Source organism: Noviherbaspirillum sp. ST9 (assembly GCF_048799745.1).
Classification (GTDB): domain Bacteria; phylum Pseudomonadota; class Gammaproteobacteria; order Burkholderiales; family Burkholderiaceae_D; genus Noviherbaspirillum.
In genome coordinates this window covers 1-24,795 of record NZ_JBLWFR010000001.1, presented here as the reverse complement: position 1 = coordinate 24,795, position 24,795 = coordinate 1, and the positions used below count along the sequence as shown (strand labels likewise).

18 protein-coding genes and 1 riboswitch are annotated in these 24,795 nt (G+C 64.4%); of the genes, 11 read left to right on the top strand and 7 right to left on the bottom strand.

Features of this window, described 5'->3' with window-relative positions:
* Positions 1 to 59 precede the first annotated feature (59 nt).
* Positions 60 to 677, top strand: a complete 618-nt coding sequence (locus ACNOHI_RS00090) for a tetratricopeptide repeat protein (RefSeq protein WP_420472590.1) — start codon at positions 60 to 62, stop codon at positions 675 to 677.
* Here ACNOHI_RS00090 and ACNOHI_RS00085 read toward each other — a convergent pair.
* Positions 647 to 1,435 carry a lytic transglycosylase domain-containing protein gene (locus ACNOHI_RS00085; RefSeq protein WP_420472589.1) on the bottom strand — a complete coding sequence of 263 codons (789 nt, stop codon included), beginning with the start codon at positions 1,433 to 1,435 and terminating at the stop codon, positions 647 to 649. The genes ACNOHI_RS00090 and ACNOHI_RS00085 overlap by 31 nt on opposite strands.
* 114 nt (positions 1,436 to 1,549) lie before the next feature.
* Positions 1,550 to 1,634: riboswitch (cyclic di-GMP riboswitch) on the bottom strand.
* Between the two features lie 198 nt (positions 1,635 to 1,832).
* Between ACNOHI_RS00085 and ACNOHI_RS00080 the strand changes: the two genes are divergently transcribed.
* The 3 genes from ACNOHI_RS00080 (at position 1,833) to ACNOHI_RS00070 (ending at position 4,552) form a co-directional block, all read left to right on the top strand.
* Entirely contained in the window at positions 1,833 to 2,933 is a 1,101-nt protein-coding gene (locus tag ACNOHI_RS00080) for a 6-phosphofructokinase (protein ID WP_420472588.1), read from the top strand.
* 1 nt (position 2,934) lies between these two features.
* Positions 2,935 to 3,261 (top strand): thioredoxin family protein, encoded by a 327-nt coding sequence (locus tag ACNOHI_RS00075; RefSeq protein WP_420472587.1) that lies wholly within the window; start codon positions 2,935 to 2,937, stop codon positions 3,259 to 3,261.
* A 64-nt stretch (positions 3,262 to 3,325) separates the two neighbouring features.
* Complete coding sequence (locus ACNOHI_RS00070; RefSeq protein ID WP_420472586.1) at positions 3,326 to 4,552, top strand: metal-dependent hydrolase; 1,227 nt, start codon at positions 3,326 to 3,328, stop codon at positions 4,550 to 4,552.
* Here ACNOHI_RS00070 and ACNOHI_RS00065 read toward each other — a convergent pair.
* Positions 4,538 to 5,374 carry an SIR2 family NAD-dependent protein deacylase gene (locus ACNOHI_RS00065; RefSeq protein ID WP_420472585.1) on the bottom strand — a complete coding sequence of 279 codons (837 nt, stop codon included), beginning with the start codon at positions 5,372 to 5,374 and terminating at the stop codon, positions 4,538 to 4,540. The two genes, ACNOHI_RS00070 and ACNOHI_RS00065, sit on opposite strands and share 15 nt — an antisense overlap.
* Positions 5,375 to 5,576: 202 nt before the next feature.
* On the opposite strand from ACNOHI_RS00065, the gene ACNOHI_RS00060 reads away from it, so the two are divergent.
* Entirely contained in the window at positions 5,577 to 5,927 is a 351-nt protein-coding gene (locus ACNOHI_RS00060) for a hypothetical protein (protein WP_420472584.1), read from the top strand.
* 31 nt (positions 5,928 to 5,958) lie between these two features.
* Here ACNOHI_RS00060 and ACNOHI_RS00055 read toward each other — a convergent pair whose 3' ends face one another.
* The 3 genes from ACNOHI_RS00055 to ACNOHI_RS00045 form a co-directional block, all read right to left on the bottom strand.
* On the bottom strand, positions 5,959 to 8,430 hold the full coding sequence (locus ACNOHI_RS00055; protein ID WP_420472583.1) for an ATP-binding protein: 2,472 nt from the start codon (positions 8,428 to 8,430) through the stop codon (positions 5,959 to 5,961).
* Between the two features lie 71 nt (positions 8,431 to 8,501).
* The gene (locus ACNOHI_RS00050) at positions 8,502 to 8,921 is read right to left on the bottom strand and encodes a secondary thiamine-phosphate synthase enzyme YjbQ (RefSeq protein ID WP_420472582.1); all 420 of its coding nucleotides are present in this window, start codon (positions 8,919 to 8,921) and stop codon (positions 8,502 to 8,504) included.
* A gap of 1 nt (position 8,922) precedes the next feature.
* A complete protein-coding gene (locus ACNOHI_RS00045; RefSeq protein WP_420472581.1) occupies positions 8,923 to 10,140 on the bottom strand; it encodes a 6-phosphofructokinase in 1,218 nt (405 codons plus the stop codon).
* 165 nt (positions 10,141 to 10,305) lie between these two features.
* Here ACNOHI_RS00045 and ACNOHI_RS00040 point away from each other — a divergent pair, with 165 nt between their 5' ends.
* The 3 genes from ACNOHI_RS00040 (at position 10,306) to ACNOHI_RS00030 (ending at position 14,498) form a co-directional block, all read left to right on the top strand.
* Positions 10,306 to 11,220: an SDR family NAD(P)-dependent oxidoreductase gene (locus ACNOHI_RS00040; RefSeq protein WP_420472580.1), complete on the top strand. Its 915-nt coding sequence runs from the start codon at positions 10,306 to 10,308 to the stop codon at positions 11,218 to 11,220.
* Between the two features lie 99 nt (positions 11,221 to 11,319).
* The gene (locus ACNOHI_RS00035; protein ID WP_420472579.1) at positions 11,320 to 12,504 is read left to right on the top strand and encodes a ChaN family lipoprotein; all 1,185 of its coding nucleotides are present in this window, start codon (positions 11,320 to 11,322) and stop codon (positions 12,502 to 12,504) included.
* On the top strand, positions 12,501 to 14,498 hold the full coding sequence (locus ACNOHI_RS00030) for a M1 family metallopeptidase (RefSeq protein WP_420472578.1): 1,998 nt from the start codon (positions 12,501 to 12,503) through the stop codon (positions 14,496 to 14,498). The genes ACNOHI_RS00035 and ACNOHI_RS00030 overlap by 4 nt, the downstream gene beginning before the upstream one ends.
* 140 nt (positions 14,499 to 14,638) lie before the next feature.
* On the opposite strand, the gene cphA (ACNOHI_RS00025) is transcribed toward ACNOHI_RS00030, so the two are convergent.
* Together cphA (ACNOHI_RS00025) and cphA (ACNOHI_RS00020) are read right to left on the bottom strand one after the other, a co-directional pair.
* Positions 14,639 to 17,203, bottom strand: a complete 2,565-nt coding sequence (cphA, locus tag ACNOHI_RS00025; protein WP_420472577.1) for a cyanophycin synthetase — start codon at positions 17,201 to 17,203, stop codon at positions 14,639 to 14,641.
* Between the two features lie 112 nt (positions 17,204 to 17,315).
* A complete protein-coding gene (gene cphA / locus ACNOHI_RS00020; RefSeq protein ID WP_420472576.1) occupies positions 17,316 to 19,502 on the bottom strand; it encodes a cyanophycin synthetase in 2,187 nt (728 codons plus the stop codon).
* A 281-nt stretch (positions 19,503 to 19,783) separates the two neighbouring features.
* Between cphA (ACNOHI_RS00020) and ACNOHI_RS00015 the strand changes: the two genes are divergently transcribed.
* The 3 genes from ACNOHI_RS00015 to ACNOHI_RS00005 all read left to right on the top strand — a co-directional run bounded on the left by ACNOHI_RS00015 (position 19,784) and on the right by ACNOHI_RS00005 (position 24,239).
* Positions 19,784 to 22,060, top strand: a complete 2,277-nt coding sequence (locus tag ACNOHI_RS00015) for an ABC transporter transmembrane domain-containing protein (RefSeq protein ID WP_420472575.1) — start codon at positions 19,784 to 19,786, stop codon at positions 22,058 to 22,060.
* Positions 22,057 to 22,518 (top strand): DUF1854 domain-containing protein, encoded by a 462-nt coding sequence (locus tag ACNOHI_RS00010; RefSeq protein ID WP_420472574.1) that lies wholly within the window; start codon positions 22,057 to 22,059, stop codon positions 22,516 to 22,518. Before ACNOHI_RS00015 ends, ACNOHI_RS00010 begins: the two co-directional genes overlap by 4 nt.
* A 206-nt stretch (positions 22,519 to 22,724) precedes the next feature.
* Positions 22,725 to 24,239, top strand: a complete 1,515-nt coding sequence (locus tag ACNOHI_RS00005; protein ID WP_420472573.1) for an alpha/beta hydrolase family protein — start codon at positions 22,725 to 22,727, stop codon at positions 24,237 to 24,239.
* Positions 24,240 to 24,795: the final 556 nt, after the last annotated feature.

The following is a 24,795-nucleotide window of genomic DNA, read 5'->3' as shown; positions in this document are numbered from 1 at the left end:
CAAAGACAAGCCCGGATGGCTACCCTCTTTTTCTCCGTCAGCTTGCCATGGATAAAGACATGTCCCTGCCCTCCCCATCCGCCAACATTGCCCTTCACCATGCGCTCGGCCACCACCAGCGCGGCCGCCTGAAGGAAGCGGAGCAGTTGTACCGCTTCGTCCTCAAGACGCATCCCGGGCACGTCGATGCCGGCCGCAACCTTCTGGCGTCGATGCTCAAGGGCGGCCGCTATGCCGAGATGGAAAGCGCGGCACTGGAGCTGGTGAAGGATGCGCCACGTTTCGGGATCGCATGGAAAGGCATGGGCGTAGCGCAGCTGATGCAGGGCAAGGATGCGGTGCATGCCTTCCGCATGGCGGTGCAGCATCTGCCGGATGACGCGGAGTCACTCGAAAACCTCGGGCTGGCGCTCAAGCGCGCCGGACAGCAGGAAGAGGCGGAACGCTGCTTGCGCCGGGCGGTCATGCTGAATCCCGCCTCTGCAAGCGCGTGCGTCAATCTCGGCAATCTCCTGCGCGAAACCGGGCGCGTCGAGGAAGCGGCGGCCTGCTTCCGCCGCGCAATCGAGAGCCGCCCCGACAATGCGGATCTCCACGCGCAGCTCGCTGCTGTCTTGCAGGAGCAGGGCAGCAGCGACGCGTTGCCTCAGGGCTCGTCGCCGGACGACGCCGCGTAAAACTTTCTCACGTCCCGCACATAGCGTCGCGTCTCGTTGAACGGCGGCACGCCGTTGTACTTGCGGACGTTGCCGGGGCCGGAATTGTAGGCGGCAAGCACCTCGTCGAAGGTCGCGTGCGTCCGCATCAGGTATTTCAGGTAAGCGGTGCCGGCGTGGATGTTCGTCTGCGGATCGAACAGCGCATGTGCGTTGACGACGCCGACGAACTTCGCCGTCCCCGGCGTGACTTGCATCAGTCCGCGCGCATTCTTCTTCGAGCGCGCCTTCGGGTTGTACCCGGATTCCTTCTGGATCACCGCATGGATCAGGCTCGGCGGAACGCCGTGACGCAGCGACGCATTGACGACCATGTGGTGGTAAGGCTTGGCGTCGCAGGAATGGCAGGTCGCGTTGTCGACGATATCCTGGATCGATTCGCTGTAATCCGGCGCGGGCAGCAGCGTGCGCGGCGATGCGGCGCGCCCTGCCTTGCGGAAGGCGCGCGGCTCGATACCAAACGTGCCCCACTCGGCGAGCACGTCCTGCGTGCGCACGCGCTTCTTGCGCGCCGACTCCGGTGCGACCTGGGTGGCGACTGCCTGCTGCTCGTTCTCGACGCCCGGGGCGGATTTGAAGGGCAAGGGTCCTGCACATGCGGCAAGCAATGCCGCGAAAAAAAGAGCGGACAACACCTTCACCGCCCTGGCTGTCACTGCCGCACGCGCCAGCAGGGAATTGCTGGCGTTCCCCCGCGCGGTTGCATTGTTGCTGCACATGGTTCCTCCGCTCGCGGCACGCAGATGTGCCGCATGGCCGGCATGCATTCGCGAAGGAAGTTGCTGGAGTGAAGAAAGCTGGAGGGCGGCAGGATGCGAGCGGACGGGTATCCACTCGGCAGCCCTGCTGTCATAGACATATGCCCTTAGACCAGAAGCTTTGCGTCCCCGCCTTTCGACGGGTTTGCCCTTATCGGAATGTTTGCTGCCGGAATCAGGATACGCCAATCATTTCCCAATAGAAAATGACTGAAGCATCTTGATACAAGTGCGAGGCAAATTCGCCACGAAACGATAGCGGCTTGACACGATCTACTGACACAAAGCCAACGTCTCCGGCACGATTGACTTGGTTCTGCCCGGGGGTGATACTAAATTGACATATCCAGGAGAAACTGTGGTCAAACGAATCGCCATTAATACCGGCGGGGGCGACGCGCCCGGCCTCAATGCTGTCATCCGTGCAACCGTGCTCGCCGCCATCAATCGGGGCTGGGAATGCTACGGCATCCGCGACGGCTTCAACGGCATCCTCAATCCCGACCGCTATGCTGACGGCGGCGTGTTCCGACTGACGCGCGATGGCGTGCGCGGCATCGCGCACCTGGGCGGCACGATCCTCGGGACGACCAACAAGGGCAATCCGCTGCACTATCCGGTGCAGATGCCGGACGGCACGACCAGGGACACGGACCGCTCCGGCGAGATCCTCGACTACTTCGCGAAGGAAAAACTCGACGCCTTGGTGGCCATCGGCGGCGACGGCTCGCTGACGATTGCGCATGCGTTGCACAAGATGGGCCTGCCGGTGGTCGGCGTGCCGAAGACCATCGACAACGATCTCGACAAGACCTTCACCACGTTCGGCTTCGACACGGCGGTGGCGTTTGCGACCGATTGCCTGGATCGCCTGCACAGCACGGCGGAGAGCCACCAGCGCGTGATGGTGGTGGAAGTGATGGGGCGCTACGCGGGATGGATCGCCCTGCATGCCGGCATTTCCGGCGGCGCCCACAGTATCCTGATCCCGGAAATTCCCTTCGACATCGAGAAGGTGGCGGAGAAAGTGCGCTGGCGCGACGGACTGGGCCGCATGTATTCGATTGTCGTCGTTGCCGAAGGTGCGGCCCCCGTGGAAGGCGGACGTGAAGTGGCCGAGGCGGCAGGCACCGGACATGCCGAACGCCTGGGCGGCATCGGCGAACGCGTTGCCCGCGCGCTGCAGGAGCGCACCGGCAAGGACGCGCGCGTCGTCGTACTCGGCCATCTGCTACGCGGCGGCAGCCCGACCTCCTTTGACCGCCTGGCTGCACTGCGCTTCGGCGCCGCGGCGGTGCGCGCCCTCGAGCAGAACATGTCCGGGGTGATGGTGTCGCTCGCCTTTCCAAACGTCGAATACGTCGCGCTCGAGGAAGTCGCCGGACGCATGAAAGGCGTGCCCCTCGACAGCGACACGCTGCAGACGGCGCGCGACATCGGCATCAACTTTGGCGACTAGCATGGGACTCAATACCAACTACGCGGAAAGCGAACCGGCACGGGCCGAGGTCGATGCCCTTCCCGGCCCGACCGTCGTCGAATTCGGCGCGCCCTGGTGCGGCTTCTGCATCGGCGCACAGCCGCTGATCGAAAAGGCCTTCGACGGCCATGACAACGTTCGCCACATCAAGATCGAGGACGGTCCGGGGCGCAGGCTGGGCCGTTCTTACCGGATCAAGCTGTGGCCGACGCTGGTCTTCCTCAAGGACGGCGTTGAAGTCGCGCGTCTCGTGCGTCCGTCCGATGCCGGCGCGATCGGGCAGGCACTGGCGCAGCTCGACAGCTGACGCGAATGCAGGGTTCTCTCGGCACTGGCAGAGAAGAAGCGCCGCAGCCGTGTAAGATTGTCCGATGGATAATCTGAGTCACTCCCTCGCCGGCCTCGCTGTCGGTGAACTCCTTCACCGCAGCCTGCCGCAGGAAGCCGATCCCGGCCAACAGCGCATTCGCCGCCGCCTGCTCCTGTTCACCTCCTGGGCGGCCAGCAACTTCCCCGACCTGGATCTCGTGCTGACGCCGGTGCTGCCGGTGCCGCTCGGCTACCTGATGCACCACCGCGGCCATACGCACACGCTGCTGTACGCGATTCCGCAGGCACTGCTGCTATGGGGACTGATCCTCCTCCTGTGGCCGAACGCGCGCCGCCTCATCGACGCCAGCGCCACCGCGCGCAAGGGCTTCTTCGCGGCATTGTCGATCGGGCTCGTGCTGCATCTGTCGATGGACTTCCTCAATTCGTACGGCATCCATCCGTTCCATCCGTTCGACTCGCGCTGGCTGTATGGCGACATGGTGTTCATCCTTGAGCCATTCTTCTGGATCGCATTCGGCGTGCCGCTGGCGATGATGACGCCGCCGGCGCTGCGCATCCTTTCCCTGGTGCTGCTGGCGGCCGTACCGGCGTACTTTGCGGGGAAGGGTTTCCTGCACTGGAGCTCGCTGGCGGCGCTGGCCGTCCTCGCCGCTGTCGCCGGCACGGTGCAATACCGCGCGGGCCACACCGGACGGCGCGGTCTCGCGAGCGCATTTGTGCTGGCGGCCGGATTCATCGCCCTGCAAGGCGTAGCCTCCTGGAACGCCGGACGCATGGTTGCCGGCACCTTGCTTCAGCGGGACGGGGCGAGCCGTGTTCTTGACGTGGCGTTGACGCCGTTTCCCACCAATCCCGTCTGCTGGACCTTCGTGTCGGTCGAAAGCGATCCGCGCGCGGGGAAGTATGCGTTGCGGCGCGGCGTGCTGAGCCTGGCCCCCGGCCTGCTGCCACTCGACCATTGTCCCGCCAGCCGATGGGGCGATGTGCTTCCGGCGGACGCAACACGCTCCATCGCCTTCTACTCGACCGAAGTCGCAGACCTGTACACGTTGAGGGCGTTAAAGGAGGGCAATTGCCACTTCGAGGCATGGCTGCGTTTTTCCCGTACCCCGTCGGTGGGCGCGACCGCGGCAACCGACTTGCGTTACGGTCCCGCCTGGAAGGAAAACTTCACCACCTTGGACTTCGAATCCTTCCGGAAGCTGGATTGCCCGCGCTATGTGCCGCGCTGGGGTTTTCCGCGATCCGACCTACTTGGCCCATGAAGGCAGCCAGCGCAGGAACCAGGGCAGCGGCCTGCCTTCGACGCGCATGCGTGCGATGGCGTCTCTGGCGAGAACAGGCAACACCTGGCGGGCGCCGCCGAACAATTGCCATTGGGCATAGTGCAGGTTCTCGCACCATTCAGGATTAAGCACGCAGATCGGGACTCCGGCGCGATGGGCGGTTTCGACCACCGCCGCGCCGGGATACATTTCCGCCGGCGTGCCGACCACCAGCACGAGCCCCGCCGATCGCGCGGCCTCCTCAGCCCGGTTGACGTCGGCCTCGTGCGGCATTTCTCCCATCCAGACAATGGAAGGGCGCAACTGCCCTCCGCAATTCGGGCAGGGCTGGCGCAATGAATCCGCCGCAGTCGCGATGCCGGTCCAGCGGCACTGCAGGCATTTGATCTCGTCGAAGCGTCCGTGCAGATGGACCACTTCGGCGCAACCGGCTTCCTCCAGCAGCACGTCCACATTCTGCGTCACATGCGTGACGTTCCAGTGCCGTTCGAGTGTGCGTAGAGCGGCATGCCCTTCATGCGGTCTCGCCGCGAGCAACCGGTGCGCCTGTTCGACGTACCACTCGATGGCAAAGGCGGGATCACGCGCGTAACCGGTCGGTGTCGCAACGCGCTCGAGCAAGTCCCCCGTCCAGAGATGCTCCCCGGCGCCGCGGTACGTCGGCAGTCCGGAGTCGGCCGACATGCCTGCCCCGCTGTATACGAGGATGCGGGTTGCATGGGCAAACTGTTCGAGCAGTTTGCGATAGCCGGCGGGTTCAAGGCCGAACGTTGCCGTGGGCGCGGTGCTGGGAGTTCTCATGGGATCGGTGACGTTTTCCCATTATCGCGTTGATTTGCCGCATCTGCCATAGACCTGCGTCATGGAGTCGCGCGCCCGGTTGCGCTTGCACAAAACACAACAAAACCATCTCGGCAGAATGGATATTCAGCACGGCAGGCACAGGTTGCGCCGCGCACTTCCTGTTTTCCCCTCTTGAATGCACACGTGGAGGAAGAAGGCCATGGGATATTCGCCGCGGTACCACCTGCTGGCCGTCATCTGCATGCTGTCCGCATGCGCGGCAACGCAGGAAGCGAGCGTGCGCGAGGATGGTCCGACAAAGAAGATCAGTCCCCGCAAGCACCGCGAGCATGTCATGCAGTCCGCATGGCGCGGGCAGCCGTATGTTGCGCTCTTGAAAAACTTCGGCCCGCCGAGGACCGTGATGGCCTATCCGAACATGCAGACCGAACGGGGCGAGATCGTCCTCTACGGCGTGCGCGATGCAAACTCCAACTGTATCGATGCCTTTACGGTCGCCGCGCCGAAAAGCAACCACGACCGTGTGGTGACGGATTACTTCTGCCGTTAACCTGCTGAACGCCTTTCCCTGCCGCTCGCGGTCAGGAGGTTCGCGGCCCGCTGCTGGGAATGCGCACACGGAAGGTGCTGCCCGCGCCGGATGCGGAGCGCACTTCGACCGCACCGCCGAGGATTTCCACGATCTGCTTGACGAGGGCGAGCCCAAATCCGACGCCGGGGATGCTTTTGCGCTGCACCGGTTCGACCTGCTCGAACGGCAGGAAGATGCGCGGAAGGTCTGCCTCGGGAATCCCGATGCCCGTGTCGTGGACTTCGAACACATGGGCGCCACCATCCGTGCCGAGGCGAAGCGTGACCAGCCCTTCCTTCGTGAACTTCAGCGCATTGGCGACGAGGTTGCCGAGGACCACCCGCAGCAGGCGCGTGTCGCTCACCAGCGGGGGCAGGCCGGAAGGCGGCGGCGCAAGGACAAGTTGCACGCCCTCGGGCACGGTGTCCGCCATCGTCTCCGTCACCTCGCGCGCCAGCCTGAGAGCATCCACGCCTTCCATGCGGGCCGAACTTCTCCCGCTTTCGATGCGCGTGTATTCGAGCAATCCCTCGATCAGCGTCGACAACTGCTTCGTGGCGCGTATCAACCGCTCGATGTGCGCCCCCGCGGCTTCCCGCGACTGGCCCTCGCGGTGGCGGTCAAGCAGTTCGGCGTTCATGGTGATGGATGTCAGCGGCGTCCGCATTTCATGGGAAATCGCCGCCAGGAAATGGCTCTTCACCTGGCTTGCACGTTCTGCCTGCTCGCGCGCCACTTCCGTTGCATTCAGCGCGGTCTGCAACTGCCTGTGCTTGGCCGCCAGCGCATGCGCCAGTTCACCGACATTGTCCGACGCACTCGCGAGCTCGACGCGCAACGCGTCGCCTGCCCGCTTCATGGCAAGCAGGTTGCCCACCCTTGCCCGCAACTCCTGCGGCAAGAACGGCTTCGTCAGGTAGTCCTGTGCGCCGTTGCGCAGCAGCGTGATCCGGACGTCATCATCCGTCTTTGCGGTCAGCAGGAGGACCGGCGTATGGTCCAGCTCGCCGTAGGTGCGCATGGTGTGCACCAGCTGGTCGCCGCTCATCCTCGGCATCGTGATGTCCGTGACCACGAGGTCCGGACGCAAGGCGAGCGCCCGTTGCAAGCCTTCCTGGCCGTCTCGGGCGGTCACGAGGTTGCACGTGCCGGCGAGGCAGCGCGCGATGAATTCGCTCATCTCGACGTTGTCCTCGACCACGAGCACGTCTGGCAGGCCGGACGATGCATCATTCGTCGCCGCGGGACGGGGTTCCGAAGGCCGTTCGAGCAGGGCAAGCTCAAGCATGGTCTGCGGACCGGCGGCGGGTTCCGGCGGCATGTCGGCGACAGCGATGCCGGCGCCGGCGAACAGGGGGAGTTCCGCGACAAATCGCGCGCCGCCACCGGGCGCGCGGGCAACACTGATCCGCCCACCGTGCAAGACCACAAGATCCTTGACGATCGCCAGTCCGAGCCCCGTGCCGCGCGACTTTCCTGCAGGGGCGCCGTCGCCCTGCCGGAAGCGTTCGAAGATGGCCTCGCGCTGGTCCTCGCGCACGCCGGGGCCGCTGTCCTCGACCGCCAGCGTGAACGTATCCTGTCCCGCCTGCACGTCGAGCCTGATCTGGCCCTCCCCGGGTGTGAACTTGAATGCATTCGAGAGCAGGTTGACGATCACGCGTTCGGTCATGTCGGGGTCCGCTTCCACCGGCAAGTCGTCGGGAGCATCGACGCGCAGCCGAATGCCGCGCTGCGCCGCCGCGACGTCGAACTGCGACACGATGCGCCGGCACTGCCGGGCGATGTCGAAGTGTGCGTAGCGGATATCCATCCGGCTTGCCTCCAGCCTGGCGACATCCAGCAGGTCATTGACCTGCTTGAGGAGAACTTTGCCATTGGCGCTGATGCTTTCCAGCTCGCGCCGCTGGGCCGGCGTCAGGTTGTCATCCTCCAGCATGCGCTCGGCGGGACCGAGGATGAGCGCCAGCGGCGTACGCAGTTCATGCGATACGTTCGCGAAGAACTGCGTCTTGAGTTCATCGAGCTCCGTCACTTTCCGGTACAGGGCCTCCAGCTCGGCATGCGCGCTTTCCAGACGCACACGCCGCTCTTCGGACAAGCGGGCGGTGTGCACGACTTCCTCCACCTGTGGCCGTATGTAAACAAGGCCGACGGCGGTCGCCACGGAGGCAACCGCCGTCGCCGCCTTGACCAGTCCATCCACGAAATAGTCCGGGTTCCATACCGTCCAGACGCTCATGAAATGCGTCAGGCCGCACAATCCGATAAACAGGCCGAAGGCAACGAACACCGGACTGAACGGCAGCCGTATCGTCCTGACCAGCAGATACAGCAGCAGCGAGATGCCCACGTAGGCGATGCCGATCAGCGTGTCGGACAGCACATGCAGCCACAACAGGCTGGGAATCCAGAGGTAGCAATGCCCGTGTGGCATGAAGGCATCGCTTCGTTCAACTATTTCGCTCATCCACGCAGGCATGGCGTTCTCCATCGCATGTTGGTGACGCCGGCAACAATGCCGGGGCGCGATGCGAGGGCCGGCGGGCGGCGTCACTCTCCGATGATCTTTACCAGCACGCGCTTGTCTCGCATGCCATCGAACTCACCGTAGAAAATTTGTTCCCATGGACCGAAATCGAGGCGCCCTTCCGTGACCGCCACGACGACTTCGCGCCCCATCATCTGTCGCTTGATGTGGGCATCCGCATTGTCCTCGCCGGTGTCGTTGTGCCGGTACTGGCGGATGGGCTCGTGCGGCGCAAGCTTTTCCAGCCAGTCTTCAAAATCCCGATGCAGTCCCGGCTCGTCGTCGTTGATGAAGACGGAGGCCGAAATGTGCATGGCGTTGACCAGCACCAATCCTTCGCGCACGCCACTGGCGTGCAAGGCTTCCTCGACCTGCGGCGTGATGTTGATGAAGGCCCGGCGCGTGCGCGTCCTGAACCAGAGTTCCTTGCGGTGGCTCTTCATGTCAGCCGCGGTTCATGCGCTTGGGAACGGGATTGAAACGCAGCCGGAAGGCGTCCGGCATCTTCGACCCGACCAACGGGCGCAGGTAGAGACGGAATGCATCGGTAATATCGGTACCCGAGGGCGCGATGAATTCATCTTCCAGCGTGCGCGTCTTGCCGGCTACGGCTTCAAGCGGCAGCAGCTCGTAGTCAACGGAATAGAAACCGGTGCGCTTGATCGCCACCGAGCCGTCACGCTCGCCCCACATCGCGAACTGCACGGCCTTTTCGCCGACCTCGCGCGCTTCGCGCTGGTCGACGTCGGACACGCAACCGATGAAGGAGCGCTGCAGGTAGCCGAAGGTATCGCCGCGCACGCGCTTGATCTTGAGCTTGGACTTGATCTCCTCGCACAGCAGGTCCGCCAGCGCGCCCGTTCCGGACAGTTGCACGTTGCCGTGGTCGTCGCGTTCCACGTCCTTCGCCAGCAGGGTCGCGATGGGCGCGCCCGAGGCGTCGTGGATGCCTTCGGAGACAGCGATGACACAGCGCCCAAAGCGTTCATAAGTTGCTTTCACATCGGCGAGGAATTTCTCGACGACGAAGGTGCGTTCGGGCAGGTAGATCAGGTGCGGTCCGTCGTCGGGGAATTTCTTTCCCAGTGCGGACGCGGCCGTCAGAAAGCCCGCATGCCGTCCCATCACCACGCCGACGTAGACACCCGGCAACGAGGCATTGTCGAGATTCGCGCCGGCGAAGGCTTGCGCGACGAAACGCGCGGCCGACGGGAAGCCCGGCGTGTGGTCGTTGCCGACGAGGTCGTTGTCGATGGTCTTGGGGATGTGGATGCAGCGTAGCGGATAGTTCGCCTTCTGCGCCTCCAGGCTGACGATGCGGACGGTATCGGAGGAATCGTTGCCGCCGATATAGAAGAAGTGCTCGATCTCGTGGGCGCGCAGCACCTCGAAGATTTCCTGGCAATACTTCATGTCGGGTTTGTCGCGCGTCGATCCCAGCGCCGAGGAAGGCGTGTTCGCCACCATCTCCAGGTTGTGGCTGGTTTCCTGCGTGAGGTCGACGAAGTCCTCGTTGACGATGCCGCGCACGCCATGCCATGCGCCGTACACCCGCTCGACGCCGCGGAAGCGCCGCGCTTCGAGCGTCACGCCAACCAGCGACTGGTTGATGACCGCGGTCGGGCCGCCGCCTTGCGCGACGAGGATTTTTCCTGAGGGCATGGCATTCCTCCTTTTGTCGTTGATCGAAAAGCGCTATTGCTGAGTATGGACGATTTAGCTGCAGGAATGAATGACATTTAGCCAACTCCTCCTGAATTGCGCGCCGGCCGCTCTTCGGGAATTCCGCTACCATTGATTTCTTTCCACAACTCCAAGACCAGAGACATGAGCACTCCCATCCGCTTCGACAACCAGGTTGCCATCGTTACCGGCGCAGGCGGCGGCCTCGGCCGCTCGCACGCCCTGCAGCTTGCCGCGCGCGGCGCGAAGGTCGTCGTCAACGACCTCGGCGTGGCGCGCGACGGTTCGGGCAATGCGATGACACCGGCCGAAAGCGTTGTTGCTGAAATCCGCGCTGCCGGCGGCCAGGCGATTGCAAGCGCCGCATCCGTGACCGATCCGGCCAGCGTGCAGGAAATGGTGGACCAGGCGATGAAGGAGTGGGGCCGCGTGGACATCCTCGTCAACAATGCCGGGTTCCTGCGCGACAAGACCTTCTCGAAGATGAGCCTCGACGATTTCCGCGCGATCGTGGACGTCCACCTGATGGGCGCCGTGTATTGCACCAAGGCAGTGTGGGAAATCATGAAGCAGCAGAACTACGGACGCATCGTGATGACGACGTCGTCCTCCGGCCTGTTCGGCAACTTCGGCCAGTCAAATTACGGCGCGGCAAAGATGGCGCTGGTCGGCCTGATGCAGACATTGGCGCTGGAAGGCGAGAAGTTCAACATCCGCGTCAACTGCCTCGCGCCCACCGCCGCGACGCGCATGACGGAAGGCATCCTGAGCTCGGACGACCTTGAATTGCTGAAGCCGGAAAACGTTACGCCCGGCATGATCTGGCTCGTGTCGCAGGACGGCCCGTCGAAGACGGTACTGTGCGCCGGCGCCGGCACCTTCTCCCGATCCAATATCACGCTGACCGCCGGCATCCACATCGGCGGCGGCGCGGATGCGGCGGAAATGCTGGCCGACAACGCGGGCAAGCTGGCGGACCGCAGCGGCGAAACCGTACCGCGCGCAGGTTTCGAACAGCCAATGATGGAGCTGACCAAGGCCCGCGCCGCGCGGGGATGAACGGGATTTTGTGGTTTGATAGATCCGGATCATTCCCCCGGCCGTGGACTTCCCCTACCCTGCAAAGGTGAAAGTTGCGTGAAGGCTAGGAAACCGATCATGAACCACTTCATCCGCCGCATCTTGCCGCTGGCATTCGCTGCCGCCATTGCCGCACCGCTCGCGAATGCCGCCCCGGCAGGCTGCCTGACTCCCGCCGCGTGGACACAATTCGACAAGGCGTCGACACGCACCGCGCCTTCAGCGGACATCGTCGCCGAGATGGCGAAGCGCGACGTTGTCCTGCTCGGCGAATACCACGACGAAGACGACCACCATCGCTGGCAGGTGCAGATGCTCTCCGCGCTGCACGTGCTGCGGCCGAACATGGTGATCGGCTTCGAGATGTTCCCGCGCCGCGTGCAGCCTGTGCTTGACCGCTGGGTCAAGGGCGAACTCACGCTCAAGCAATTCCTCGAACAGGCGGAATGGGACAAGGTGTGGAACACGCCGCCCGACCTGTACGTGCCGCTGTTCCAGTTCGCGCGAATCAACCGCATTCCGATGGTCGCACTGAACGTCGACAACAAGCTCAACAAGGCTATCCGGGAGAAAGGCTGGGACCAGGTGCCGGAAGCGGAACGCGAAGGCGTGGGCCGCGCGGCGGGCGCGTCGGAGGCATACCGCGATTACCTGTTCGATGTCTTCGGCATGCATGCGGGCGTGCATGGGGCGAAGGGCGCAAAGCCGAGCAAGACCGACCCGGCGTTCGTGCGCTTCGTGGAATCGCAGATCACCTGGGACCGTGCGATGGCGGAGGCGCTGGCGGGGCGCGTGAAGGGTAGCGACAAGCCGCTGGCCGTCGGCATCGTTGGTAGCGGCCACCTGCGCTTTGGCTATGGCATCCCGCACCAGCTGCGCGACCTCGGCATCAACCGCGTCGGCACCCTGGTTGCCACGCCCGCCGATACCGAGTGCAAGGACATCCCTGCCGGCATTGCTGATGCGGTGTTCGCCCTGCCGCTGCAGTCGGAGGAAAAACCGGAGCCGCCGCGCCTCGGCGTGCGGCTTGAAGACGTCGAAGGCGGCGTGCGCCTGAGCGAAGTCACGGCGGGCAGCCTGGCCGAACGTACCGGGCTGAAGGTCGGCGACCGCCTGCTGGAAATTGCCGGCATCGCCGTCGGCAAGGCGCCGCAGGTCGCCGCCTCGGTGCGTCGCCAGCCGCCCGGCACCTGGCTGCCGATGCGTATCAAGCGCGGCGAGGAATTGCTGGATATCGTGGTCAAGTTCCCGGTGAAGCAATGAGGAAGCTCTTCGGCGCATTGCTGTTGTCGCTGGCCGGCTCGCTTGCATGTGCCGCGCAACTGGACCTGCAAGTCGAACTCGATCCCGCGACACGGCGTTTCAAGGCGGTCGCGGACCTTGCCACCGCCTCGAAAGATTTCCGCTTCCTGTTGCATGAGTCGCTGAACATTACGTCGGCATCCGCGGGCGGCAAGGCGGTCAAAGCGTCGGCCGGCCCGAACGAAGGCGGCGCGCGCGTCTGGAAGCTTGCCCTTCCCGCCGGCGCGGCGAGGGTGCGTATCGAATATGCCGGCACCCTGCCGGCACTGGACCGCAGCCTCGATCATCGCGGGGTGTTGCGCGGCCTGCCGCCGATGACGTCGCCCGAAGGCAGCTTCCTGCCCGCTGGCGGCGCGTGGTATCCGCCGTCAGCATCCTTGTTCAGCTATCGCCTGGAGGTGACGGTTCCCGCAGGGCAGCGTGCGATCGCGCCCGGACGGCTTGCCTCTGAAAGCGTGCCGGACGCATCCAGCTACCGCGCCGCGTTCGAATTCGAACAGCCCGCCGACGGCATCGACCTGATGGCGGGGCCGTGGATCGTGCGCGAGAAAATGGCGCCGCGCAGCAGCGGGGATGCGCTTCGCCTGCGCACCTACTTCACGCGTGAGCTCGACGCCGTTCCCGGACTCGCGGACGCTTATCTCGACGACACCCAGCGCTATCTCGAACGTTACGCGGCGCAGATCGGCGCGTATCCCTTTGCTGGATTCTCCGTCGTCGCCAGCCCCCTGCCGACCGGCTTCGGCATGCCGACCTTGACCTACCTCGGCGCCGACGTGATCCGCCTGCCCTTCATCCGCGCCACCTCGCTCGGGCATGAAGTACTGCACAACTGGTGGGGCAACGGCGTGTACGTCGACTATGCGAAGGGCAACTGGAGCGAAGGCCTGACCACCTTCATGGCCGACTACGCGTACAAGGAGCAGGACTCCGCGGAGGCCGCGCGCGAAATGCGGCTCGGCTGGCTGCGCGATTTTGCCTCCGTGCCTGCGAATGACCATACGGCGCTGGCCGATTTCCGTTCACGCACACATGGCGCCGCGGCGGCCGTCGGCTATGGCAAGTCGGCCATGCTGTTCGTCATGCTGCGCGATACGATTGGCGAGGATGCGTTCGGCAAGGGGATTCGGGCATTCTGGGAAAAATATCGCTTCAGGCGCGCCGGCTGGAATGAATTGCGCGCGTCCTTCGAGGAAGCGTCGGGCAAGAAGCTGGGCGACTTCTTCGACCAGTGGCTCAACCGCGCCGGCGGGCCGTCGCTCACCGTCACCGAGGCGCGCATGACTGAACCTGGCAAACGGCTTCAGCTCACCATTGAGCAGAGCGCGACCGCCTATGCGTTGCGCGTGCCGGTCGAACTGGTGTTCAAGGATGCCTCCGAAATCCGCTGGATCGACGTTGCGCACGCGCGCGAACAGGTCAGCCTCGATGTTCCGTCAGCACCAATTGGCGTGCGCGCCGATCCTGGCCTGCGCCTGTGGCGCGTGCTGGAGCGCGACCAGCTGCCGCCCATCCTGCGCCAGTGGTATATCGCCCGTTCGCCGCGTCTCTCCATTGCTTCCAACGTCCAGGAAGTGCGGGAATCGGCCGACGCGCTGGCGCAGCGCATCTTCGAAACGCCACCGCGCGTGGTGCCGCTCGATGCCTTGAACGGCGGCACTCCCTTGGTGCTGGCCGGGCTGCATGCGGACGTGGATGCCGCGCTGGCGCGTGCCGGACTTCCTCCGCGTCCTCCCGGCCTTGCCGGCAAGGGCAGCGCGCAGGTCTGGACGGTTGCGCGTCATGAAGGCGCGCCGCTTGCGGTGGTTTCCGCCGACGATGCGAACGCATTGCGCGCGCTGCTACGGCCGTTGCCACATTACGGAGCGCACAGCTGGGTGGTGTTTGATGGGAGCCGGGCGATTGGGCGTGGGGTGTGGCCGGCGGCGGGGAAGCTGGTCAGGGTGTCGCCGTAGTTGTTTTTCTTCGGTGAACCGATGCTGTTGTCACTCTGTGGATGCTTGCCGGGACTGGCCCCGGCAAGGCCCCACGGAGTGGCTGAAGAATCGGGTCACCGAAGAGAAGGAAGGACGCCGATCTTTACCTGCAAGTCGCATCACGCCTTGCACTTCTCCGCAATGTACGCCAGCGCCTCTTCCACCTGGTCAATCAGAACCAGGCACAAATCCCCGTCAGCGAGCTCCGCCAACGCGGCGTCGATCGCCACGAACTCGCCCTTGATTTCCTTGATCGCGCGCGCACGCTTGGCATCCTTCAGGCCATCGCGAAGCAACGCAACGACCTCACCTTCCTCACGACCACGCTGGCAGGCATCCTCGTACAGCACGACGCTGTCGAATGCATCGCCGAGAATTTCCGTCTGGCGGCGGATGTCGATGTCGCGCCGGTCGCCCGCGCCGCTGATGACGACGGAACGACGCTTGGCCGGCATGCTTTCAATTGCATTGACCAATGCCTGGATGGCATCCGGGTTATGCCCGTAGTCGGCGATCAGCGTCGCGCCCTTGTACGAGAACAGGTTGAAGCGGCCGGGCGCGCTCTGCGCATCGTTGACGAAAGTCTGCACCGCCTTGCGGATCACGTCCCAGCCGATGCCCAGTCCCCACGCGGCGCCGATGGACGCCATCGCATTTTCGACCTGGAAGCCGATGGTGCCGTCGCGGGTGAGCGGGATGTCCTTGAGTTCGATGCGGTGCGAGGTCTTGCCTTCCGCGGCGACAATGGCGTTGTCTTCGACGTAAACCACGCGGCGTCCCTGTGCGCGATGCATGGTCATGACCGGATGGTGCACATCCTTCGCGAAAAAGGTCACCGAACCAGGGCAGACTGCGGCCATGCTGGCGACCATCGGATCGGCGGCATTGAGCACGGCGGTGCCGCTGGCGGCAACGTTCTGCACGATCACGCGCTTGACGACAGCCAGGTCTTCCACCGTCGTGATGAAGTTCAGGCCGAGGTGGTCGCCTTCGCCGATGTTGGTGACGACAGCGACATTGCAGCGGTCGAAGCCGAGGCCTTCGCGCAGCACGCCGCCGCGCGCGGTTTCGAATACGGCGGCGGTGACGTCGGGATGCATCAGCACGTTGCGCGCGCTGCGCGGTCCGCTGCAGTCGCCGGTATCGATACGCTGGCTGCCGATGTACACGCCGTCGGTGCCGGTCATGCCCACGCGATGCTTGTCCGTAGTAAGGATGTGCGAAATCAGCTTGACCGTGGTGGTCTTGCCGTTGGTGCCGGCCACCGCGACGACCGGAATGCGGCCGTCGTCGCCGTCCTTGAACATGGTGGAGATGATCGCTTCGCCGACCGGGCGACCCTTGCCGTAGGACGGCTGCAGGTGCATGCGCAGGCCAGGCGCAGCGTTGACTTCGACGATGCCGCCGCCCTGTTCTTCCATCGGCTTGATCACGGTTTCGCAGACCACGTCCACGCCGCAGATGTCCAGGCCGACCATCTGCGCGGCTTCAACCGCGCGCGCGGCCATGTCCGGATGCACGTCCTCGGTGACATCGGTCGCGGTGCCGCCGGTGCTGAGGTTGGCGTTGTTGCGCAACACGACGAGGGTGCCCTTGGGCGGCACGCTGTCGATGGTGTAGCCCTGTTTGTCGAGCACGGCGCGCGCGATGTCGTCGACGCGGATCTTCGTCAGCGAGGTGGCGTGGCCGTCGCCGCGGCGCGGGTCCTTGTTCACCTGTTCAATCAGTTGCGCGATGGAGTGCACGCCGTCGCCGGTGACTTGCGGCGGTTCGCGGCGGGCGGCGGCGACCATCTGGTCGCCAACGACGAGAATGCGGTAATCGTGGCCGGTGATGTAGCGCTCAACGATCACGTCTTCGCTGATCGCATGCGCGGCTTCATAGGCGCGCAGCACGTCTTCGCGGGTCTTCATGTTGACCGCGACGCCCTTGCCCTGGTTGCCGTCGCGCGGCTTGACCACGACCGGCGCGGCGATTTCCTGCGCGGCCTTCCATGCATCTTCGGCGTCGCTGACAGCGCGGCCGTTGGGGACCGGGACGCCGGCTGCGTGCAGCAGCATCTTGGTCAGTTCCTTGTCCTGCGCGATCGATTCGGCGATGGCGCTGGTCTCGCCGGTTTCGGCGGCCTGGATGCGGCGCTGGCGATGGCCCCAGCCGAACTGCACCATGCTGCCTTCGGTCAGGCGGCGGTAGGGAATGCCGCGCGCCACGGCGGCATAGACGATGGAACCGGTGCTGGGTCCGAGGCGGATGTCTTCGTCGAGGTCGCGCAATTCCTTCAGCGCGGCGTCGAGGTCGAAGGGCGTGTTGTCGATGGCGCTGGCGATCAGCTTTTCGGCGAGGTCGAAGGCAAGCCGGCCAACGTCCTCTTCCGTGTATTCAACGACGACCTGGTAGGTGCCGGCTTCGACCGTTGCCACCGAGCGGCTGAAGGTCACCGGGCAACCGGCCTGCGCCTGCAGGCAGAGCGCCGCGGACTCGAGCGCATGGGCGAGCGAGAACGGCTGGCCCGTGGCCGGCTCGAGGAATTTGATGTCGGGGAAACGCGCGCGCAGCCGCGGCTCGAACTCGGGCATCGCGGTGATGTCCCGCTCGGCTTCGTTGCACGACACAATGGCTTCGATCGACGTGTGCCGACTCCACAGGTTGGGGCCGCGCAGGGCGCGGATACGCGAAATTTCCATCAATAGTTCCTTGTGTGCGCGGTGGCCGCTGTTTCCGGTTCCGCGCTTGCAAAGGCCGCCTGCATTCAGGCGGCTCTTGTTCTCATTCGATGTCCGGGGATGGACCGCCTGCTCAGGCTGTCTTCCTTGCGTTGCCGTAATCGAAGGTCTCGATCGCGGCACGGATCACGTCCGTGCTCACCCCCGCCGCCCATGCGGCACCGGCGGCAGCGAGGATGTTCTCGACAATCCACTGCTGGCTGTCGAGATCCTTGATCGCCAGTTTCGTCGTATCGACCAGGGGTGTTTCCACGCCGTCTTCGGCGAGGACAATGCTGCCGTCGCGCACGAACAGCGCGCGGCCGCCCTGTTCGCGATGCTTGACGAGCGCCTCGGCATCCGGCGACATGCTGAAGAAGATCACGCCGCCGTCGCACAGCTCAGCCAGGCCGGCCACACGCGGGTCGGCGGCATTAAGCACGGCGGTGCCTTCGGGCAGGACGATATCGACCTGGGTGCGCGCGATCGACGCCAGTGCATCAGCGTCGGCAAAATGCAGGTCGGCGAGGTCACCATGCGCATCGATGTTAGTCACGACGCCCACGAGGCAGCGGTCGTAGGCGAGGCCTTCCGACGCGATGGCACGGAAGCCGTTTTCGAACACGGCGGCTTCCACCGAACGGTTCATCAGGATGCGGTGCGCCGATGCCCAGTTCGCGCTGTCCTTGGCATCCATCTGGCGCTGGCGCAGGAAGATGCCGTCGCTGCAGGCGGTGCCGACGTACGGGCCGTGCAGCTTGAGCATGCGCGCCGTCAGGCGGGCAACCATGGTCTTGCCGCGGCTGCCGGTGATGCCGACGATGGGGATGCGGCCGTTGTCGTCCATCGCGGGGAACAGGTGATCGACGATCGCCTGGCCGACGGGGCGGGGCGTGCCGACCGCGGGCTTGAGGTGCATCAGCAGGCCGGGACCGGCGTTCACTTCGACGATGGCGCCGCCCTGTTCTTCGAGCGGGCGCGAAATGTCCTGCGCGACGATGTCGACACCGGCGATGTCCAAGCCGACGATGCGCGCGGCCAGCGAGGCGGCGGCGGCGACAGCCGGATGGACTTCGTCGGTGCAGTCGAAAGCGAGGTTGCCGCGGCTCTGGATCAGGACGTGCTTGCCTTCCGGCGGCACGGCGTCGGGGCCGAAGCCCTGTCGCTCGAGCACCAGCAGGATGGTCGGGTCTTCCTCGTAGGTGATGCGGCTGAGCGGGAAATCCTCATGGTCGCCGCGGCGCGGATCGGTGTTGATCTGCGATTCGATGAGTTCGGTCACGGTGGACTTGCCGTCGCCGGTGACGGCGGCGACTTCGCCCTTGGTCGCGGCGACCAGCTTGCCGCCGACGATCAGCAGGCGATGTTCGTCGCCGCGCACGAAGCGCTCGACCATCACGTCGCTGCCTTCTTCGTCGGCCAGCTTGTAGGCGGCCTCGACCTGTTCGCGGGTCGTCAGGTCCATCGACACGCCGCGTCCGTGGTTGGCGTCGGAGGGCTTGACCACGACCGGGATGCCGATGTCCTCGGCGGCGTCCCAGGCGTCGTCGGGGCTGGTCACCACGCGGCCTTCCGGAATCGGCACGCCGCAGGATTGCAGCAGGCGCTTGGTCAGGTCCTTGTCACGGGAAATGCTTTCGGAAATCGCGCTGGTCTGGTCGGTCTCGGCGGTCCAGATGCGGCGCGAACGGGCGCCGTAGCCGAGCTGCACCAGGTTGCCGTCGTTCAGGCGCAGGGCCGGGATGCGGCGGTCGGTCGCGGCGTCAACGATGTTGTAGGTGCTGGGGCCGAGGCCGATGCGTTCGGCGAGATCGGTCAGCTCGGTGACAGTTGCCTCGACGTCGTAGGGCTTGTCCTCGATCGCAGCCATCACGATGTCACGCGCGGCAAACAGGGCCTTGCGGCTGACTTCCTCGTAGCGCGCCCGCACCACCAGCTTGTAGAGTCCGCGCTTGCCCTTCACTTCGCGCGCCTTGCCGAATCCGGTCTGCACGCCGGCCAGGTTCTGCAGCTCGATCATCACGTGTTCCATGATATGGGCGGGCCAGGTGCCTTCGCGCAGGCGCTGCAGGAAGCCGCCGCGCTCGCCGACGCCGCAGTGGTGCTCGGCCAGGCCGGGCAGCATGGCGGTCAGGCGCTCGTAGAAGCCGGGGATGGTATTGGAGGGGGAATCTTCGAGGTCGCCAATGTCAACCCATGCCTCGAGGGCCGGACGATACGTCCAGATGTTCGGACCGCGCAGAGACATCACATTGATGATCTCAATGGTTTTGTTGTTCATTTAATACTTGGGGCAGTGGGGTAAAGGCCTTAGGGATTTGAACGTCGTTTTTGCTGGCCTGTTCCGGATTAACGCTTTTCAGGCGCGGAAGTTTACTTAACCGAAAAAAATTATCGTGTGGACGCAACGTCCAGGAAACAAGATTATCGCCTCTCGGTATACTTAGCGCCACATCGGCGAGCCATTTAGCGCGCTCCAACACGTAGTTTTTACATTTTGCAAACAAATTTCCGGCCGTTTCATGTAATTTCGGCACCCTTGTTTGCCCTTTCCGAGCCTTGATGAATACTGAATCCCCGAATCTGTTGCCGCAGCGGCAAGCCGTGCCCGCGCATTGGCAACAGGAAGTCCAGTCGCGCCTGCAGGCCGGCGAAACCGCCGTGGCGGCCGTCGAGCTTGACCTCGACGCCGCGCTCCGGTTCGCGTCCGGCATGGTGGTGGCGACCGAACGCCGCCTTCTGGCAAAGACGGCGGGTGGCGAATGGCAGGAATGGCCGTACCGCCAGGACCTGTCGCTGGGCCACCATGACCACGCCGGCGTCGGCACCCTCGAACTGCACGACGGCAAGGGCCGCCTGGCCTGCTGGCGTTACACCTTGGGCCGCAACCCGGAAGCGCTGCGCCTGATCAAGCATTTCGAGGAACAGCGCGACGCGTTCACGAGCGGCCGCCCGGTGCAGGAACCGGAGCAGTTCACCTGCCCGAGCTGCAAGGCGCCGATTCCCGCCGACCAGGAAGAATGCCCGATCTGCACGCGCGAGATCCATACGCCGCCGTCGACCTGGACGCTGTTCCGCCTGTGGCGTTTTGCCAAACCCTACAAGGGGCAGTTGCTGGCCGGCTTCCTGCTGACGCTGGCCTCGACCGCGGCGACCCTGGTGCCGCCCTACCTGTCGATGCCACTGATGGACAATGTGCTGATCCCGTACCAGAACGGCCAGCAGATCGACACTGGCCTGGTGGCGAAGTACCTCGGCGGCCTGTTCGGCGCGGCGCTGGTGGCCTGGATCCTCGGCTGGGCGCGCACTTACATCCTGGCGCTGGTGTCGGAACGCATCGGCGCCGACCTGCGCACCTCGACCTACGAGCACCTGCTGAAGCTGTCGCTCGAATACTTCGGCGGACGGCGCACCGGCGACCTGATGGCGCGCATCGGCTCGGAGACGGACCGCATCTGCGTCTTCCTGTCGCTGCACCTGCTCGACTTCGCTACCGACGTGCTGATGATCACGATGACCGCGGTCATCCTGGTATCGATCAATCCCTGGCTGGCGCTGGTGACGCTGCTGCCGCTGCCCTTCATCGCCTGGATGATCCACATCGTGCGCGACCGCCTGCGCCACGGCTTCGAGAAGATCGACCGCGTGTGGGGCGAGGTCACCAACGTGCTGGCCGACACCATCCCCGGCATCCGCGTGGTGAAAGCCTTCGCCCAGGAAAAGCGCGAAGCCGCCCGCTTCCGCGAAGCGAACAAGCACAACCTGCTGATCAACGACCGCGTCAACAAGGTGTGGTCGCTGTTCTCGCCGACCGTCACCTTCCTCACCGAGATCGGCCTGCTGGTGGTGTGGGGCGTGGGCATCTGGCAAGTGTCGCGCGGCGACATCACGGTCGGCGTGCTGACCGCCTTCCTGGCCTACATCGGCCGCTTCTACACCCGCCTCGATTCCATGAGCCGCATCGTGTCGGTGACGCAGAAGGCGGCTGCCGGCGCCAAGCGCATTTTCGACATCCTCGACCATGTGTCGTCGGTGCCGGAATCGCAGAACCCGGTGCACCTGGAGCGCATCGAAGGCCGCATCGACATCCGCTCGGTCGGTTTCCGCTACGGCAATCGCGCAGTGCTGCGCGGCGTGGACCTGGCGATCAAGCCGGGCGAGATGATCGGCCTGGTCGGCCACAGCGGCTCGGGCAAGAGCACGCTGGTCAACCTGATCTGCCGTTTCTACGACGTGTCGGAAGGCGCGATCATGGTCGACGGCGTGGACATCCGGTCGCTGCCGGTGGCCGAGTTCCGCCGCCACATCGGGCTGGTGCTGCAGGAACCCTTCCTGTTCTTCGGCACCATCGCCGACAACATCGCGTACGGCAAGCCGGATGCGACACGCGAAGAAATCATGGCCGCCGCGCGGGCAGCCAACGCCCACGAGTTCATCCTGCGCCTGCCGCACGGTTACGACTCGCTGGTCGGCGAGCGCGGGCAAACGCTGTCCGGCGGCGAGCGCCAGCGCATCTCGATTGCACGCGCGCTGCTGATCGATCCGCAACTGCTGATCCTCGACGAAGCCACCTCCTCGGTCGACACGACCACGGAGAAGGAAATCCAGAAGGCGCTCGACAACCTCGTGCGCGGCCGCACCACCATCGCCATCGCCCACCGCCTGTCCACGCTGCGCCAGGCCGACCGTCTCGTCGTGCTCGACAAGGGCCAGATCGTCGAAGTCGGCCAGCACGAGGAATTGCTCGCGCGCGGCGGCCACTACTTCCGCCTGTACCAGGCGCAACTGCGCCAGGCGGAAAATGAAGCGCTGGCAGACGTCGAGGAGAACGCGGCATGAACCACTTCACACTGAGCCGCAATGCCTACGGCAAGCTGGTCTTTTCGGACGCACAGGGCGTGCATGAAGGCGTGGTGCCGGTGCGCGCCTTCCCGATCGCTGCGCCGGAAACTGGTATCGCGATCGTCGACGTCGACGGCCACGAGCTGGCCTGGATCAACCGGCTGGAAGACCTGCCGGACGATACGCGCGCACTCTTGCAGGAAGAACTCAAGAGCCGGGAATTCCTGCCGGTGATCGGCCGTATCCGCGGCGTCTCCACGTTTGCCGTTCCCAGCACCTGGGAAGTCGAAACCGACCGTGGACTGACCAGCTTCGTCCTCAAGGGCGAGGAAGACATCCGCCGCATTGCCGGTTCGGCCCTCATCATCGCCGACAGCCACGGCGTGCAATACCTGATCCGCGACCAGGCGGCGCTCGACAAGGGCAGCCGAAAGCTCCTCGACCGCTTCCTCTGATCCTGCCATCTGCATCCTGCCCCCTCGGGCAGGATGCCCTGCGGCAACTCTTGCCGCGTTCCATTGCGCAAGCGCAAACCTTCTTCGTATCGCTTCTTTTTGTTTCGTTTTTTGACTTATTTTGGTCTTTACGCGCGTTTCTCAAAACGTGATTCTGCATTGCAGAACGACGCGTAAGCCAAATCAATCATAAGAGGAGACAAACCGTGAACAAGAAACTCTGCAGCGGCGGAGCGCTGCTGCTCGGCGGCACCTTTCTGCTGAGCGCCTGCGGCGGCAATCAGGCCGACAGCGCATCCATGGGCACCACGTCCTTGATGGCGCCGGCAAAGAAAGTCGTCACCGAAGAATCGCGCGTCCACGACGAACGCAACTTCGTCGTGCCGAATCCCACTGCGGCAGCGGATTACGAAGCAGCGGAGGATGGCGGACCGGGCTTCAAGGCCATGTCCGGGTCAACGGCCGCCACCGACCGCTGGGCGGGCGAGCTGAACGGGGCGGCCTACCGCATCGAGGTCCCGAAGAACTGGAACGGCAAGCTGGTGATGTACGCGCACGGCTACGTCGGCCCAGTGCCGGAACTGCGCGTCTCCATGCCCTCGATCCGCCGCCACCTGATCGAGAACGGCTACGCATGGGCGGCATCCAGCTACAGCAAGAACTACTACGACGTGCGTGCCGGCGTGGAAGACACCAATGCGCTCGCCGACGGCTTCAAGAAGATTGCCAAGGAGCGCGGACGGCAGCTGCACGCACCGCACAAGACCTACATCATGGGCCACTCCATGGGCGGCCACATTACCGGCGCGGCGATTGAGGAAGAAACCTGGCGGACTGCGGTCAACAAGCAGAAGTACGACGGCGCGGTGCCGATGTGCGGCGTCATGGGTGACACCGAACTGTTCGACTACTTCGCCGCCTACCAGCTCGCCGCGCAAACGCTGGCCGGTTACCCGAACCATCCCTCCAGCGCATTCGGCACCATCGCCGCCGACGTGCGCGCCAAGCTGTTCACGACCTTCAGCACCGTGCCCACGGCGCAGGGCGTGAAGCTGCTGCAGGTCGTGAAGAACCTGACCGGCGGCGAGCGGCCGGTGTTCCTGCAGGGCTTCGGCAACACAGGGCTGCAGAGCGTCGTGTGGGGCACCTTCGGTAGCGACGGCACGGTCAATGGCATCCTGAACAAGAACACGCTCGACACCAACCGCTTCGCCTACCAGTTCGACAATGACCCGGCGGTGTCATTCGACGAAGCGCAGTTCAACCAGACGGTGCAGGACTTGACCGCCGCGCCGGATGCCAATCGTTTGCGTGCCGATGGACTGCGCTGGATTCCGCAGGTGAATGGGCAATTCAATATTCCGGTCGTGTCCATGCACACGCTGGGCGACATGTATGTCCCGTTCAGCATGCAGCAGATCTATCGCAAGCGCGCCGATGCACAGGGCAGCGGTGACTGGCTGGTGCAGCGTGCGATCCGCGCGCCGAGCCACTGCGACTTCACCGTACGCGAGCAGGTGGAGGCGTTCGAGGCGATGGTGAAGTGGGCGGAGATGGGGATCAAGCCTGCGGGTGATGACGTGATGACGCCTTCCACGGTCGCTCATCCGCAGTATGGGTGTGCGTTTACGCGGAATGCGGGCGGGGTGGATGATAGCCAGGTGACGGTGGGCACGCGGGCGGTGATTGCGCCGATGTTGGCGCCTTGTCCGGCTTCTTGATGTTTCTCTCCGGTGACCCGATGCATTCGGCTCTCCGTGGAGGCTTGCCGGGTCCGGCCCCGGCAGGCCGCTCACTTTCTTTGCTTCGCCAAAGAAAGTAAGCAAAGAAAGGCGACCCTGGTTCCGCCGCCCCTTCGGGGTGCCCAAAAGAGCGCAGGAAAAATCAAACCCATCCCCACCCTGGCCCTCCCCTTGAAGGGGAGGGAATGTGTCACTTGGCGTTGTCCGAAGAAACTATTCTATCCCCTCCCCTTCAAGGGGAGGGCTAGGGTGGGGATGGGGTGCGCTCTTCTCCCTTGTACGCAGCCGAAACAATCCGGCACAAGGCGGAAAAAGAAGCGCAAATGTCTGAGCCGAAGGCGAGTTTTTGCGCTTCCCGCGTTGTGCCGGATTTTTTCGGGCACCCCCGAAGGGGGCTGCGGACCAGGGTGTAGGAGTCAACCACATAGGTAACAAAAAAGTTCAATCACATGGGTTACACCTTCAGGTTCAAGTAACCACGCTCGCCGCCCTTGCGCTCATCAAATCGGCCCAATGCAATTGGGCCGAAATACAC